General features: G+C 45.1%; 12 protein-coding genes. 4 read left to right on the top strand and 8 right to left on the bottom strand.

Annotated elements, in window-relative coordinates; all coding sequences use genetic code 11:
- Positions 1–31: 31 nt before the first annotated feature.
- The 4 genes from arcA to aspA all read right to left on the bottom strand — a co-directional run bounded on the left by arcA (position 32) and on the right by aspA (position 6959).
- Positions 32–1255 (bottom strand): arginine deiminase, encoded by a 1224-nt coding sequence (gene arcA, locus AB4517_RS14030; protein WP_372148503.1) that lies wholly within the window; start codon positions 1253–1255, stop codon positions 32–34.
- An 805-nt stretch (positions 1256–2060) separates the two neighbouring features.
- Positions 2061–3509 carry a YfcC family protein gene (locus AB4517_RS14025; protein WP_017068849.1) on the bottom strand — a complete coding sequence of 483 codons (1449 nt, stop codon included), beginning with the start codon at positions 3507–3509 and terminating at the stop codon, positions 2061–2063.
- Between the two features lie 510 nt (positions 3510–4019).
- Positions 4020–5327 (bottom strand): anaerobic C4-dicarboxylate transporter, encoded by a 1308-nt coding sequence (locus AB4517_RS14020; protein ID WP_372148502.1) that lies wholly within the window; start codon positions 5325–5327, stop codon positions 4020–4022.
- Between the two features lie 180 nt (positions 5328–5507).
- The gene (gene aspA / locus AB4517_RS14015; RefSeq protein WP_017063668.1) at positions 5508–6959 is read right to left on the bottom strand and encodes an aspartate ammonia-lyase; all 1452 of its coding nucleotides are present in this window, start codon (positions 6957–6959) and stop codon (positions 5508–5510) included.
- Positions 6960–7243: 284 nt separating this feature from the next.
- On the opposite strand from aspA, the gene AB4517_RS14010 reads away from it, so the two are divergent.
- Positions 7244–7768, top strand: a complete 525-nt coding sequence (locus AB4517_RS14010; protein WP_012604974.1) for an FxsA family protein — start codon at positions 7244–7246, stop codon at positions 7766–7768.
- 182 nt (positions 7769–7950) lie between these two features.
- Here the strand turns inward: AB4517_RS14010 and trmL are convergent, their stop codons facing one another.
- The 4 genes from trmL to AB4517_RS13990 form a co-directional block, all read right to left on the bottom strand.
- Positions 7951–8430, bottom strand: a complete 480-nt coding sequence (gene trmL / locus AB4517_RS14005; RefSeq protein ID WP_009844716.1) for a tRNA (uridine(34)/cytosine(34)/5-carboxymethylaminomethyluridine(34)-2'-O)-methyltransferase TrmL — start codon at positions 8428–8430, stop codon at positions 7951–7953.
- An 83-nt stretch (positions 8431–8513) separates the two neighbouring features.
- Positions 8514–9131, bottom strand: a complete 618-nt coding sequence (locus tag AB4517_RS14000; RefSeq protein ID WP_372107234.1) for a superoxide dismutase — start codon at positions 9129–9131, stop codon at positions 8514–8516.
- 76 nt (positions 9132–9207) lie between these two features.
- Positions 9208–10587 carry an envelope stress sensor histidine kinase CpxA gene (gene cpxA / locus AB4517_RS13995; protein ID WP_372148501.1) on the bottom strand — a complete coding sequence of 460 codons (1380 nt, stop codon included), beginning with the start codon at positions 10585–10587 and terminating at the stop codon, positions 9208–9210.
- Entirely contained in the window at positions 10587–11276 is a 690-nt protein-coding gene (locus AB4517_RS13990) for a response regulator (protein WP_017061163.1), read from the bottom strand. Before AB4517_RS13990 ends, cpxA begins: the two co-directional genes overlap by 1 nt.
- A 180-nt stretch (positions 11277–11456) precedes the next feature.
- On the opposite strand from AB4517_RS13990, the gene AB4517_RS13985 reads away from it, so the two are divergent.
- From AB4517_RS13985 to pfkA, 3 genes are all read left to right on the top strand, one after another.
- Entirely contained in the window at positions 11457–11966 is a 510-nt protein-coding gene (locus AB4517_RS13985; RefSeq protein WP_050632403.1) for a CpxP family protein, read from the top strand.
- 164 nt (positions 11967–12130) lie between these two features.
- A complete protein-coding gene (fieF, locus tag AB4517_RS13980; protein WP_050649603.1) occupies positions 12131–13039 on the top strand; it encodes a CDF family cation-efflux transporter FieF in 909 nt (302 codons plus the stop codon).
- 317 nt (positions 13040–13356) lie between these two features.
- Positions 13357–14319, top strand: coding sequence for a 6-phosphofructokinase (gene pfkA / locus AB4517_RS13975; protein ID WP_017061160.1), 963 nt, complete (start codon positions 13357–13359; stop codon positions 14317–14319).
- Positions 14320–14434 lie beyond the last annotated feature (115 nt).

Genomic DNA, 14434 nt, shown 5'->3' with positions numbered 1-14434 from the left:
TCATTCAACTTGGCCGTTTTCGTCTTAGTGATTAGATACCATCACGCTGAATTGGGCAGCTCATGCAGCGTGCGCCACCGCGACCGCGGCCAAGTTCATCTCCAGGGATAGGAAGAACTCTGATGCCTGCTTTATCGTATTTTTCATTGGTGTAGGTGTTGCCTTCGTAGCCAATCACAACGCCAGGTTTAACCGTTAGAACGTTGTTTGCATCGTTCCACTGTTCACGTTCTGCATGGAAGTTGTCACCACCGGTCGTGATTAGGTTTAGCTTGTCTACGCCAAGTGCTTTTTCGATAGTTGTTACGAAGTAGCCTTCTTCTTTCACTTTCACTGCGCCAGACTCATCACCAGTTAGGTTCCAGCACTGTACGTCTTTACTCACCACTTCCGGGTAAACAGAGAACGTATCTTCGTTCATGTGCGTCATAACGGTGTCTAAGTGCATGCAAGAGCGGTGTTTTGGTAGCTGCATTGCGATAACTTGTTTCGCTTGACCGTGTTTGAATAGGCTAGATGCTAAGTGCTCAACACCTTGTGCTGTTGTACGCTCAGACATACCGATAAGAACCGTGCCGCGACCGATTACAAGAACGTCACCGCCTTCAATGGTTGAGTTGTCGTAGCTGATGTTTTCTTCATCGCCGAAGTACTTAATGAAGTCTTGGCCAGCAAATGTTGGGTGCCAGCGGTAAATAGCGCGAACGTGGTTGGTTTCACGTTGACGAGCAGGTTTCGCCATCGGGTTGATGGATACGCCACCGTATACCCAGCAAGATGTGTCACGAGTAAATAGGTGGTTTGGTAGCGGCTCGATAATGAAGTCGGTTGGTGCGTGCATGCCTTGCATCATTGAAGATGATTTCATTGGCATCTCAGCGTAAGACAGACCACCCGTTAGGATTTTTGCTAGTTCTAGGTTTGGTAAGTCGCGCAAGTAGCAGCGCACATCGTTAGCAAAAGTTTTGCCTAAGCGGTAATCAGAAACTTGATGATTCAAAAGCCAATCTTTCGCTTCTGGCACTGCTAGCGTGTCTGCTAGTAGGTCAGTAAGAAGAAGAACTTCAACACCTTGATCACGCAGCGTTTGAGTAAATGCGTCATGCTCTTTACCAGCACGTTCAACAGCCAGTACGTCATCAAATAGTAAATCGTGACAGTTAGAGGGTGTTAGGTGAGTCAGTGCGCGTCTTGGACGGTGAACTAGAACGCGGCGTAATTGACCTATTTCAGAACCTACATAGAACTTACTCATGATCGTCTCTCTCTTATATATTTGAATTACTTTTATCGCTAAGAGTAATTATTTATTTTCAGTTGAGAAGAATGAATTATTTATTCATATCTCTTGTCTGGAATTAATATTACGCCTGCTAGTCAGGTATTCTTAGAGATCTATCACAAATCGTTTTTTATCCCGCAGCCCTTTAAAATTAAGGGTTTTAACAAACTTTATGCACTTTCAGTTATGAATAATACATTCTAAATAGTTAGCAGTTAGGGAACTTTATGCACGCTTTTTTGACGAAACTTACTAGAATCTAATTTACGAGGGATTATATGCAGAATAGTTTTATTGATAAGAGTGTACTTAGCTTGGAAGTATGCAGTGTTTTTATTTAGATATTTAATTTTGGATGTGGAATTAATTGTTTATTAACAAAGTAAATGCGAATAAAGCTGTTGCGATCACATTTTAAAATCGGCTGTTTAAGTGTGTTTTTTGATAGAGAAGGGCATTAATCCTCGTCTGTTTATTAGGCTATTAATTACTTTAAATATAATTAACGCTAATAAGTGACTAACTATTTGTTTAAACATCATGGTTGAAAATAGAGTGTTATTTCATCAAGAAAATTAGATGTTTAAAAGTAGGATTGATTCTTCTATTGCGAGTGCTTTGAGTTTGGTTGAGCTTGGCTACGAACAGAAGAACCTTGAATATCGCGTGTATGGCTTTGAGGAGCTGTTTCAGTGGCAGAGGGTTACATTGAGAGGGAACAATAAAAAAGCCGCTGTGAGAAGCGGCTTTGGATGAGAAAGGAGTGAAGTGCTGTTAGTTAGATCAGCGCACCAATACTCAGTACAACAATGCAGAACACCATCAATATACCGACTAGTGGCATCACCCATTTAACCCAGCGCACGTAAGGGACACGAGCAATCGCCAAACCACCCATCACCACCGCGGAGGTTGGGGTGATTAGGTTCACCAAGCCAGATGCAGATTGGTACGCAGTGATAACCAAGTCACGACCTACGCCAGCAAAGTCGGCCAGTGGTGCCATGATTGGCATGGTCAGTACCGCTAAGCCAGAGGTCGATGGCACTAAGAACGACAGTAGAATCTCTAAGAAGAACATCACGTTAATGAAGATAACCGAAGAAAGCCCCGTTACCATCTGTTCTGCTGAGAAGAGAATGGTATCGGTGATCATACCGCGGTCCATCACCACTACGATACCACGTGCAATACCTATGATGAGCGCAACGCCAAGTAGGTCGCGGGCACCATCAATGAAGCTGGTGGTAAACTCTTCTTCGCTCATGCGAGCCACAATACCAACGATGATGGTTGCTGCTAAGAACATCGCTGAGATCTCAGCCATCCACCATCCAGCAACGGATACACCATAAATCATTACAGCGAACGAGCCACCAAAAATGGTCAGAATCAGTTTGCGAGTCGCGGTGAATTCAAGTTTTTCGCCGCTCGCATTACCTAAGAAGTGCGCTTTGTTCTCTTCGTATTTGTCGTAGACAATTGATGTTGTTGGATCGGCTTGAACCATTCTTGCGTAACGCATTACGTAGACAACACAAATACCCCAACCAATAATCAACATCGCAATGCGCAACACGATACCGTCTGTAAATGGAATACCAGAGGCGTTGGCAGCGATCACGGTTGCGAATGGGTTAATCGTTGAACCCAGCACCCCAATACCTGCACCAAGCAGTACGGTCGCAGCGGCAACAAGAGGGTCAAAGCGAGCTGCCATCATTACCGGCACTAGCAATGTATAGAAGGGCAGTGATTCTTCCGCCATGCCGTAGACGGTACCACCTGCGGCAAATAGCGCCATCAGTATTGGTATCATCAACTCTTCTCGCCCTTCTAAGCGGGCGGTGACGCGCTCGATACCGGCATCAATGGCACCCGTTTTGGTTACTAGCCCTAAGAAGCCACCAATGATTAAGATGAACAGCGAAACGTCGATAGCCGCCGCTTCATAGCTATTGTGGTCATAGAAGCCGTCAATAGGCGCGAGCAGTACATCAATCACGCCTTGAGGGTTACCTTCTACCGCTTGATAGGTTCCGGTTACGGGTACTTCTCGGCCTAGCTCTTCATTCATTGCACGGTCGTATTGGCCTGCTGGAACAATCCAGGTAAGCAGTGCGACGAACGCAATCAGAATAAATAGAATGGTGTAGGCAGAAGGGAATTTAAAGTTGGCAAAGAAGCCGCCCTTTTTTTTCTCGCTTGGTATCGTTTGAGTTGTCATGGCTATCTCCTTACATCATCTTAAATAGAAGTGATGTGAATTAGCGACTAATGATTTATAGATTGTAAATACACGGACACTTATAAAGCACTCAACGATATAAAGTTGCTGACTTTAAATTAAGGTTGTTTTTATATTTACTAATCCAAATGAAGTTAGATTTAATTTAGCTGCGGTTATTTTATTCCTTACTCCGGTATTTAAGTTTGGTGCTGTTCACAAAAATAATGGCTAATAAAAGGGCTAAAAAATGGCAGAAAATCGTCAAGGTTTTTTGGTTAGTTAGCTTGGATTAATATTCGTTGTGGATTAACTGGAAGTGGAAGGAGATTGATTTGGTAGGTGTTGTTTATGATTAGGCAGAATAATCTTGGAATTTTATTCAAACTTTATTTTTAGGCGGTTTTTAAAGTTTATAATGGTTATTTGATGCGTATCAAATAACACATTGAGCAGAAAACAAAAAAGGAAGCCGAAGCTTCCTTTTAAATGTTCAATCACCAGCGAATGTTAGATAAACAGACCGCCGAATGCGAAGCCGAGTGCTACCGCAGTACTGATTGTTACCACACCTGGAATGAAGAATGGGTGGTTGAATACGTAGTTACCGATACGCGTTGAGCCTGTGTCATCCATCTCAACCGCTGCTAGTAGCGTAGGGTAAGTTGGAAGTACGAACAGCGCACTTACCGCAGCAAAAGAAGCAACGGCTGTTAGTGGTGCTACGCCAATCGCTAGTGCTGCAGGCATCAGTGCAACTGTTGTTGCGCCTTGAGAGTAAAGCAGCATAGAAGCGAAGAACAGAACAAGAGCCAGCATCCATGGGTAGTCAGCCAGTAGAGCGCCTGCTGCGTCTTTGATTTCAGCAACGTGTGCGTTTACAAACGTTGAACCTAACCAAGCCACACCAAGTACACATACACATGCCGTCATACCAGAACGGAACGTTGGTGCTGAAGAAATCTTCGCTGCATCAATCTTAGTGAACATCACGATAGCCGCTGCTGCTGCCAGCATTACAGACATGATCGCTTCGTTACGACCTAGCGCCGGGTTTTCAATTAGGCCAACAGAGCTAGAGATTGCCGCTGCGTAACAAACCACGAAACCAATTGCAGCTAGGAAGATGTACGTTGCTTTCTTCGCTGTAGGTAGAATTTCGCGTTTCTCTTCTGTTGCTAGCTTGATTAGACCTTTCTCTAGACGTTCTTGATAAACAGGATCGTCTTTCAATTCGCTACCCATGTAGTTAGCAACAACCGCACCAACCATACAAGCGATGAAGGTTGTTGGGATACAAACCATCAATAGCGTTAGGTAATCAACACCAAATGGTGCCAACATTGCTGCGAAAGCCACAACTGCAGCCGAGATTGGCGAAGCTGTGATAGCAATTTGAGAAGCGACAACTGCGATAGACAGTGGACGAGAAGGACGAACACCTTGGCCTTTCGCTACTTCTGCAATAACAGGAAGCGTAGAGAATGCTGTGTGACCAGTACCCGCCATTAATGTCATTACAAAGGTCACAATCGGCGCGTAAAAGGTGATGCGTTCAGGGTGTTTACGCAAAAAGTTTTCGGCAATTTGTACCAACCAGTCCATACCGCCAGCAACTTGCATTGCAGCAATTGCGGTGATAACTGACATGATGATCAAGATTACGTCGATCGGGATGAAAGATTGGCTTGTTGGAACGCCAAGAATAAGTGAAAGGGCAATAACACCAGCACCACCGGCAAAACCAATACCGATACCGCCAATTCTGGCCCCCAAAAAGATAAAGAGCAGGACGACAAACAGTTCTACTGCAATCATAAGTAACACCTCATTTAGATTTTATTATTTGAACATTCGCCGCTGGAATGTTCACATAATAGTTCTATGGTTTAGATTCAATTTGGCAAAAGCGCAACCAACGGAAATCCACAAAATAATCATGGTTAACCGTATTGGAGCCTAAAAAAGGGCTCCGTTTGGAACCCTTTCTCGCTAACTTTATTCGTAGCGCTTCGCTTTATACTGAGGATGCATCAAATTTTCAACAGAGAAAATGTCATCAAGTTCTTCTTCGGTTAATAAACCGCGTTCTAGAACTACATCACGAACACTCTTACCTGTTTCTGCACAGATCTTACCAACAATGTCACCTTCGTGGTGGCCAATGTATGGGTTTAGGTAAGTGACGATACCGATAGAGTTAAATACGTGCGCTTCACATACTTCTTTGTTTACCGTAATGCCGTCTACACACTTGTCGCGCAGGTTCACACAAGCGTTTGTCAGAATGTCTAGAGACTCAAACATGCTTTGTGCAATAACAGGTTCCATTACGTTCAGTTGAAGTTGACCACCTTCCGCAGCGAAAGAAACCGTGTTGTCGTTACCTAGAACTTTGAAGCAAACTTGGTTTACTACTTCAGGTACAACTGGGTTTACTTTAGCAGGCATGATTGAAGAACCTGCTTGCAGTTCAGGTAGGTTTAGCTCGTTCAAACCAGTACGTGGACCTGAAGAAAGTAGACGCAAGTCGTTACAGATCTTAGATAGCTTAACAGCTAGACGCTTAAGTGCGCCGTGCGTCATTACGTATGCGCCACAGTCAGACGTTGCTTCGATTAAATCTTCAGCCGCTACACACTCTAGGCCTGTTACTTCTGCTAGGTGTTTCACTGCTAGGCCTTGGTAACCCGGTGCTGCGTTCAGACCTGTACCGATAGCCGTTGCGCCTAGGTTTACTTCAAGCAGTAGTTTTGAAGTGTATTCTAGGTTTTTGATTTCTTCATTGATGGTTACAGCCCAAGCGTGGAACTCTTGGCCAACCGTCATTGGAACTGCGTCTTGAAGCTGAGTACGACCCATCTTCAAAATCGTGTTGAATTCTTGGCTCTTAAGCTCGAATGCACCTTTTAGGTATTCGATCGCATCAATCAGTTTACGAACGCTGTTGTAAACAGAGATACGGAAGCCAGTTGGGTAAGCACAGTTTGTAGATTGGCTGCGGTTTACATGGTCGTTCGGGTTGATGAACTCGTATTGGCCTTTTTCTTTGCCCATAAGTTCAAGAGCCACGTTCGCAACAACTTCGTTTGCGTTCATGTTTACAGAAGTACCAGCACCACCTTGGAAAACGTCCGATGGGAACTGATCCATGCACTTACCCGTGTCTAGAATTAGGTCACAAGCTTGGATGATGTATTTAGCCACTTCGCTTGGAATTACACCTAACTCTTTGTTTGCTAAAGCCGCTGCTTTCTTAGTCATCACCATACCGCGAACGAATTCAGGTACATCTGAGATCGTTACATTTGAGATGTTGAAGTTTTCAACTGCGCGTAGAGTGTGGATGCCGTAGTAAGCATCAGCCGGAACATGACGTTGACCTAATAGATCTTCTTCGAGACGAGTAGCTTGAGGAGCTTCAACTTGAGCTTCTGATTGAGTAGCCATAACAGGATCCTTAGAGAATTATTCTGATTATATAGTTAGTTATTAGCCTATTCTGTGTGCAAATACTCCGTTCGCTAGAATATTGGGCTGATAAATCCGTCCTGACTTATGTGGCACATGATACTGTACTTAGCGCATAAAAATATTAAGTGGATCACCTTTTTCGGTTTTGTTTCGTCAATATTTTGCAAAGTTATTCTTGGTCAATAAACACGCTTATTTACAGGATAAATTTGAGATTGTTAGGGCTTTCAGCGTAAACTGCAAGTAACAAAGGAGGGCGTGTGTTTCCTATCTTATTATTACTATTTATCTTCGTACCCATCATTGAGATTGGGCTATTTATTCAAGTTGGTGGCTTCTTAGGATTGTGGCCAACTATTGCGTTGGTTTTGATCACTGCATTTGTGGGTGCATCGCTGGTTCGTAGCCAAGGCATTCAGACACTTATGTCTGTGCAAGGTCGTTTGCAACAAGGCGAAATGCCAGCACAACAGATTCTTGAAGGCGTGATGCTTGCAGTTGCCGGTGTATTGCTGCTGACTCCGGGTTTTATGACGGACGCACTCGGTATGTTGGTATTATTGCCAGCACCAAGAGCGATGATTGCCAAGAAAATGATGGAAAAAATGGTGGTGACCAACATGTCTGGTGGTTTCCATGCCGGTGGACAAGCTGGTTTTGGCCAGAGCCCATTTGGACAAGACCCATTCAATCGCGATCCATCTGACCAATCAAAAGACGGCAACACCTTTGAAGGTGAGTTTGAGAAGAAAGACGACGACAACGATCGTAACCGCTTAAACTAATTAATTTTTTCTCTCTTTATATAGAGGGAAAACAGAAAAGGCTCTTACCTTTATCCTTCGCAAGAAAGTGATAATGGTAAGAGCCTTTTTTATTGTCTGTCGCTAGCTGTTACTTACTGTTTACTATCGATAACAGATAACAGATAACAGATAACAGATAAAAGATAAGCTTGAGTGTTCGGTTATACCGCGCCTTCAAAACCCATTTGTCGCCATGCTTCAAAAGCAATGATTGCCACTGCGTTAGACAGGTTCAGGCTGCGCGCGTCTGGCATCATTGGAATACGAATGCGTTGTTCCATTGGCATGCTTTCAATGAACTCAGCAGGCAGGCCGCGAGTCTCAGGGCCAAACATCAGCACATCGCCTTGTTGGAATTTCGCATCAACGTGGTGGCCTGTCGTTTTTGTGGTGCAAGCAAAGATGCGGAAATCACCCTCACGTTCATTCTCTAGATACTCAAGGAAAGCTTCTAGGTTCTTGTGACGCTTAACTCGCGCAAGGTCGTGGTAATCCAAGCCAGCACGACGAACCTTCTTCTCTTCAAAATCAAAGCCAAGCGGTTCAATCAGGTGCAGATTTGCGCCGCAGTTAGCACATAGGCGGATGATGTTACCCGTATTGGGTGCAATTTCTGGTTCGTATAGAGCGATATCAAACATGTTGGTTCACAAGAGTAATCAAAGATAGCCCGAGTATACGGTGGCAAGCTGAGTGAGTACAGTTCGCCACCGTCACCATTCGCTTACGCTTGGTTCGTTAGTGCTTGCGCGTAGTTTTCAGATACGGCATTCCAATTCACCACATTCCACCATGCATTGATGTAATCAGGACGACGGTTTTGGTAGCTGATGTAGTAGGCGTGTTCCCAAACATCGAGCGCGAGAATCGGTTCGCCATCACTCGCCACGGTATCCATCCACGGATTATCTTGGTTCGAGGTTGAGATGATCTTCAGTTGCCCTTGCTCTACCACTAGCCAAGCAAAGCCGGAGCCAAAGGTATTGATCGCCGCTTGGGCGAACTGATCTTGGAATGTCTCGAAATCTCCGAAGGTACTCTTGATAGCCTCACCAAGCTCGCCCGTAGGTTCACCACCGCCGTCTCGCGACATGCAGTTCCAGTACAAGATGTGATTGTAGTAGCCACCGCCATTGTTACGAACAGCCGGGCTGTGCTGAGATATGTTGGCAAAGATCTCGGTCAGAGATTGCTGTTCTAGCTCGCTGCCAGACACCGCCGCAACAAACTTATCGTAGTAGGTTCTATGGTGCTTGCTGTAATGCACTTCCATTGTCTTAGCGTCAATGTAAGGCTCTAGGGCATCGTAAGCGTAGGGTAAAGCAGGGAAAGTGTGCGACATGGTAAATCCTCCTTAATTAGAGGATTTACCATAATAGTAATGATAATCATTATCAACTGCGATCTTTGTGGGGGTATTACACCGGTAAGATAGGCAGGGTGATTTCGAGTTGTAATCCACCGAGCTGGCTGCGGGTCGCCGTGATGGTTCCGCTGTGTTGGCGAATCGCACTTTCAGTAATGGTTAATCCAAGCCCTGTGCCGCCAGAGTTTCTGTCACGCGCTGTTGAGACACGGTAAAAAGGTCTGAAGATAGAATCCAGTTCATCCTCCGGTACACCATCACCGTTGTCATTGACGCAAATCGTCAGCTGATCTTGGACAACATGGAATTGCACATCCACTTGGTCTTTGCCGTAGTAGATAGCATTGCGCGTAATATTGTCTAAGGCACTCATCAGCAGCTTAGGATTACCCGAAATAGAACGCTCTGGGATCTCTGAAAACGTCAGTTGTTTGCCCATCTGTTCGGCTTCAAACTCTGCGTCTTTTAAGATCTCTTCCCATAGGCTCGAGATAGGCTGAACCTCACGAGTAATATGGCTGTCGACCTGCATACGAGATAGCGTCAGCAGCTCACTGATCATCTGTTCCAGACGCTGTGCTTCGGTATCAATGCGTTCTAACTCTTGGCTCTCGCCTTGTTTACGAATCGCCAGTGCATTGGCCATGCGCAGGCGAGTCAGTGGGGAGCGTAGTTCGTGTGAAATATCAGAGAGTAGGCGCTGCTGCCCTGAGATCATCTGGTTCACCGCTTCGACCATCTGGTTAAAGCTCTCACCTGCTTGTCTGAACTCTGAAGTACCTTTTTCGAGTGTTGGATCGACCTCGAATTGACCTTTCGCCACGCGTTGTGCCGCGCGTTCTAGCCTGCGAGCGGGTTGACTCAGTGCCCAAGCTAGCCAAAGCAATAGCGGGGTACTCGCCAGCATAACCGCAAGCAGTAACTGCAGAGGTCTATCAAACAGGCGTAACAAGAACGGAGGTGGTTGAGTCCACTTTATTCCGGCGTACATCAACAACTCTTCACCCGCGAGTTTGATGGGTACTGGACCTGCCACCATGTAGTGTCCGTAGAGTTTTTGTTTCGGCACTTCAGGGTTATCTATCGAGGTAACAAAGTTGCGAATCGCTTTAAGTTTGTAGTCTGAATGCCTTTTCGAGGTAAGGACTGCGCCCTCAAGATCGGTCAGATAGATGCGAGCGCGAGAATCCTTGCGGCTGCGTGGTGCCTCAAGTTGGAAGACAATCTTGCCCAGATTTGGTTCTTTGGCGTAGCGTTTCTCTGTGATTTTAGCGATACGCTCGAGTTTATCGAGTTGATCTGCAGGCACATCGCGCGCGACTCGAGGGTCTAAATGGGGAAGTGACAGCACCGACAAAAGCACCAGTAACATGGTGAACCAAAAGATAGCAAAGATACGTCCATATAAGCTGGTGATTTTAGGTATACGCATTAATCTTCCTCTACCAATAAGTAGCCACGGCCTCGTAAGGTTTTGATGCGTGATTTACCGTCAGTGCGCTCAGGAATCTTCTTACGTAGATTAGAGATGTGCATGTCTATCGCGCGGTCAAACGCTGCGAGCCTTTTACCTAATACATCTAGGCTCAATGCTTCTTTGGTGATCACTTGCCCTGGGTTTTGGATAAGGTGACTCAGTAGGGCGAACTCGGTTGTGGTGAGGTCGATGAGCTCCCCATTGCAGTAGGCTTCTTGTTTGCCAGGGAAGACTTCGATGTCTTGATATTGAACTCTATCACTGGCCGCCTTAGGTGCGGTGTTGGTTTGAGTACGACGCAAGATAGCTCGAATACGCGCTAACAACTCTCGGTCACTGAAAGGTTTAGGCAGGTAATCATCCGCGCCAAGTTCAAGACCAATCACACGGTCGATCTCTTCGCCTTTTGCGGTCAGCATCAGCACTGGTGTTTCCCAATTTTCTCTCAGTTTCTTTAGTGTTTCCATGCCATTAAGACGCGGCATCATCACATCCAAAAGAATCAGGTCAATCTCATCATTGATAGCTTCCAGCCCTGCATAGCCATCATTGGCTTCGGAAACAGTGAAGCCCTCAAAGCTCAGAATGTCTTTGAGTAAGCTGGTTAACTCGGTGTCGTCATCAATAAGAAGAATGTTCGCCATTGGGAAGCCTTAATTGGTTATTTACAGGTTAATAATACTGCTAATTATTCGTCAACTTTCACTCTTTACGATTCTTTACGCTTTCTAAACGTCACTTTACGAGGGAAAGACTAATCTATATCTAAGCGCTGAGAAACAGACGCAACACATGACTTATTATACCGAATTGAGGCAACAATTATGAAAATGACTAAGAAACTTGTACTAGCAGCTGCGGCACTTCCACTAATGTTAGGTACAGCAAGCGCGTTCGCATATGGCGGCGGCGATAAAGGCGACCACAAAGGCATGCACGGTAAATGTGGTGGCTTCGATAAGAAAGTGATGCGTCAACTAGACCTGACTGATGCACAAAAAACAGAATTGAAAGAGATGCGCGAAGCGAACCGCGCTGAGATGAAAGAAAAACACGCTGGCAATAAAGCCGATAAAATGGCGAAAATGAAAGCGCACCAAGAAAAAGTTCAAGCATTGGTACTGGCTGACAACTTTGACGAAGCAGCAGCAAACGACCTAGCAAGCCAAATGGTTGAGAAGCAAACTGAGCGTCGCGTAGCAATGCTTAAGAAGCAACACCAAATGATGAGCGTACTAACGGCTGAGCAAAAGACTCAACTGAAAGAAATCCAACAAGAGCGCATGACTAAGTGTGCTGACAAAATGGAAAAACGCATGAACAAAGACAAGTAATTCATTGCTTGAGAAATCAGCGTTGAATGAAAGTGTTTAGAAAGAAGCGGCCGAGTGTCGCTTTTTTTGATCCTTAAAAATGAATGTTTTACATCATGGCTGTCATATTCAATTGGTGGTTTGCAGGTTATACTTTGTGCTATCAGTCACTTTATAGCCAAGTTATGAAACAAGAATACGCACGTTTAGTTACGCTCGCCGCTTGGGCAGCCACCACCATCGCCACTATTTTATTGATAGTGAAAGTCGCAGCGTGGTGGGTGACAGGTTCTGTGAGTCTGTTGGCTTCCGTCGTGGATTCAATGCTGGATATCGCGGCCTCTGTCGTTAACCTTATCGTGGTTCGTTACTCTCTGCAGCCTGCCGACAAAGAGCACACCTTTGGTCATGGTAAGGCTGAATCTCTCGCTGCATTAGCGCAGGCAATGTTTATTTCAGGCTCTGCATGTTTCCTTATTCTCAATGGTATTGAGCGCTTCTTCCGACCTCATGAACTGAACTCTCCAGAAATTGGTATCTACGTCAGCCTGTTCGCGATAGTGATGACCTTTGGTCTGGTTCGCTTCCAAAAACATGTGGTCAACAAAACGGGTAGCCAAGCTATTGCAGCCGATTCATTGCACTATCAATCAGACCTTTATATGAACGCCGCGATTATGCTGGCACTGGCATTGAGCTGGTTTGGGATTGGTCAGGCGGACTCAGTATTCGCGGTCGGTATCGGTATCTACATTCTGTACAGCGCTTATCAAATGGCGATGGAAGCGGTTCAGTCTCTGCTTGATCATAAGCTGCCAGATGATGAGCTGAAACAGATTAAAGAGACATCATTGAGCGTGGAAGGCGTGTTGGGTGTGCATCAATTACGAACGCGTCGCTCGGGGCCAATACGCTTCATCCAACTGCATCTAGAATTGGAAGATAATATCCCACTTATTGAAGCGCATCGCATTTCTGACGAAGTAGAGGCTAAGCTTATCTCCGTGTTCCCTGATGCTGATGTATTAATTCACCAAGACCCGTATTCGGTCGTATTTGGACCAGAGAAGCAGCAGAAATTCCACTCGTGGTAATGCGTGCTAAAAATCAGCGGGCAAATGGTAAGTGAGTGGCTTTTGAACTAAAGTGAGTAAAAATTATTAACTGTTAGGTGATTCAAAAACCACCTTAGTAACAATTAATGTTGATTCTGATGTGAATCAACAAAGTTATTGAGTAAAACTGTAATACTCTTACAGAAGTAGAAATGTTACATAATTTTACGCGATTTGAGTGCTATTCCTGTTGAGGAAATGTAACATAACGCACAAATATAGATTTAAAATCTTGTTGATATACAATCAGCAAGAACAAGAATTGAATAATAGATTCCCAAAAATCGAGGGTGAGCATGATTAAGAAGATCGGTGTTTTGACCAGTGGTGGTGACGCTCCAGGTATGAACGCAGCAGTTCGCGGCGTTGTTCGTACTGCGTTATCAGTTGGCATTGAAGTTTACGGTATTTACGATGGCTACCAAGGCCTTGTTGAAGACCGTATCGAAAAGCTTGACCGTTCAAGCGTATCTGACGTGATCAACCGTGGTGGTACTTTCTTAGGTTCTGCACGTTTCCCTGAATTTAAAGACGTTGCTGTTCGTGAGAAAGGCATTGAGAACCTTAAGAAGCACGGTATCGAAGCACTTGTTGTTATCGGTGGTGACGGTTCTTACATGGGTGCTAAGAAGCTGACTGAAATGGGTTACCCATGTATTGGTCTTCCTGGCACAATCGATAACGATATCGCGGGTACTGACTACACAATCGGTTACCTAACAGCGCTTAACACTGTTATTGATTCAATTGACCGTCTACGTGACACGTCTTCTTCTCACCAACGTATTTCTATTGTTGAAATCATGGGCCGTCACTGTGGTGACCTTACGCTTATGTCAGCAATCGCGGGTGGTTGTGAGTACATCATTACTCCAGAGACTGGCCTAGATAAAGAACAGCTTATCAGCAACATCCAAGATGGTATTGCGAAAGGTAAGAAGCACGCAATCATCGCTCTAACTGAGCTAATGATGGATGCTAACGAACTGGCTAAAGAGATCGAATCTTCAACTGGTCGTGAAACTCGTGCAACGGTTCTTGGTCACATCCAACGCGGTGGTCGTCCTACTGCTTTTGACCGTGTACTTGCTTCTCGCATGGGTAACTACGCTGTTCACCTTCTTCAAGAAGGTCACGGTGGTCGTTGTGTTGGTATCGAGAAAGAAGAACTTGTTCACCACGACATCATCGACTGTATCGAGAACATGCAGAACCCAGACCGTTCTGAGCTGTTCCGCGTTGCAGAAGAGTTGTTCTAAGCCACGCTTAGCGTTCTCTTAAAGAATTTAAAAACCGCTGATTATTCAGCGGTTTTTTTGTGCCTGCCGTTTGGGTTTCAGAAACGACAGGTAATAAAAAAGGTTCATCGCGGAT

Source organism: Vibrio sp. 10N.222.52.C3, from assembly GCF_041474195.1.
GTDB classification, from domain to species: Bacteria; Pseudomonadota; Gammaproteobacteria; order Enterobacterales; family Vibrionaceae; genus Vibrio; species Vibrio crassostreae_C.
This window is presented reverse-complemented; position numbering and strand designations above follow the sequence as displayed.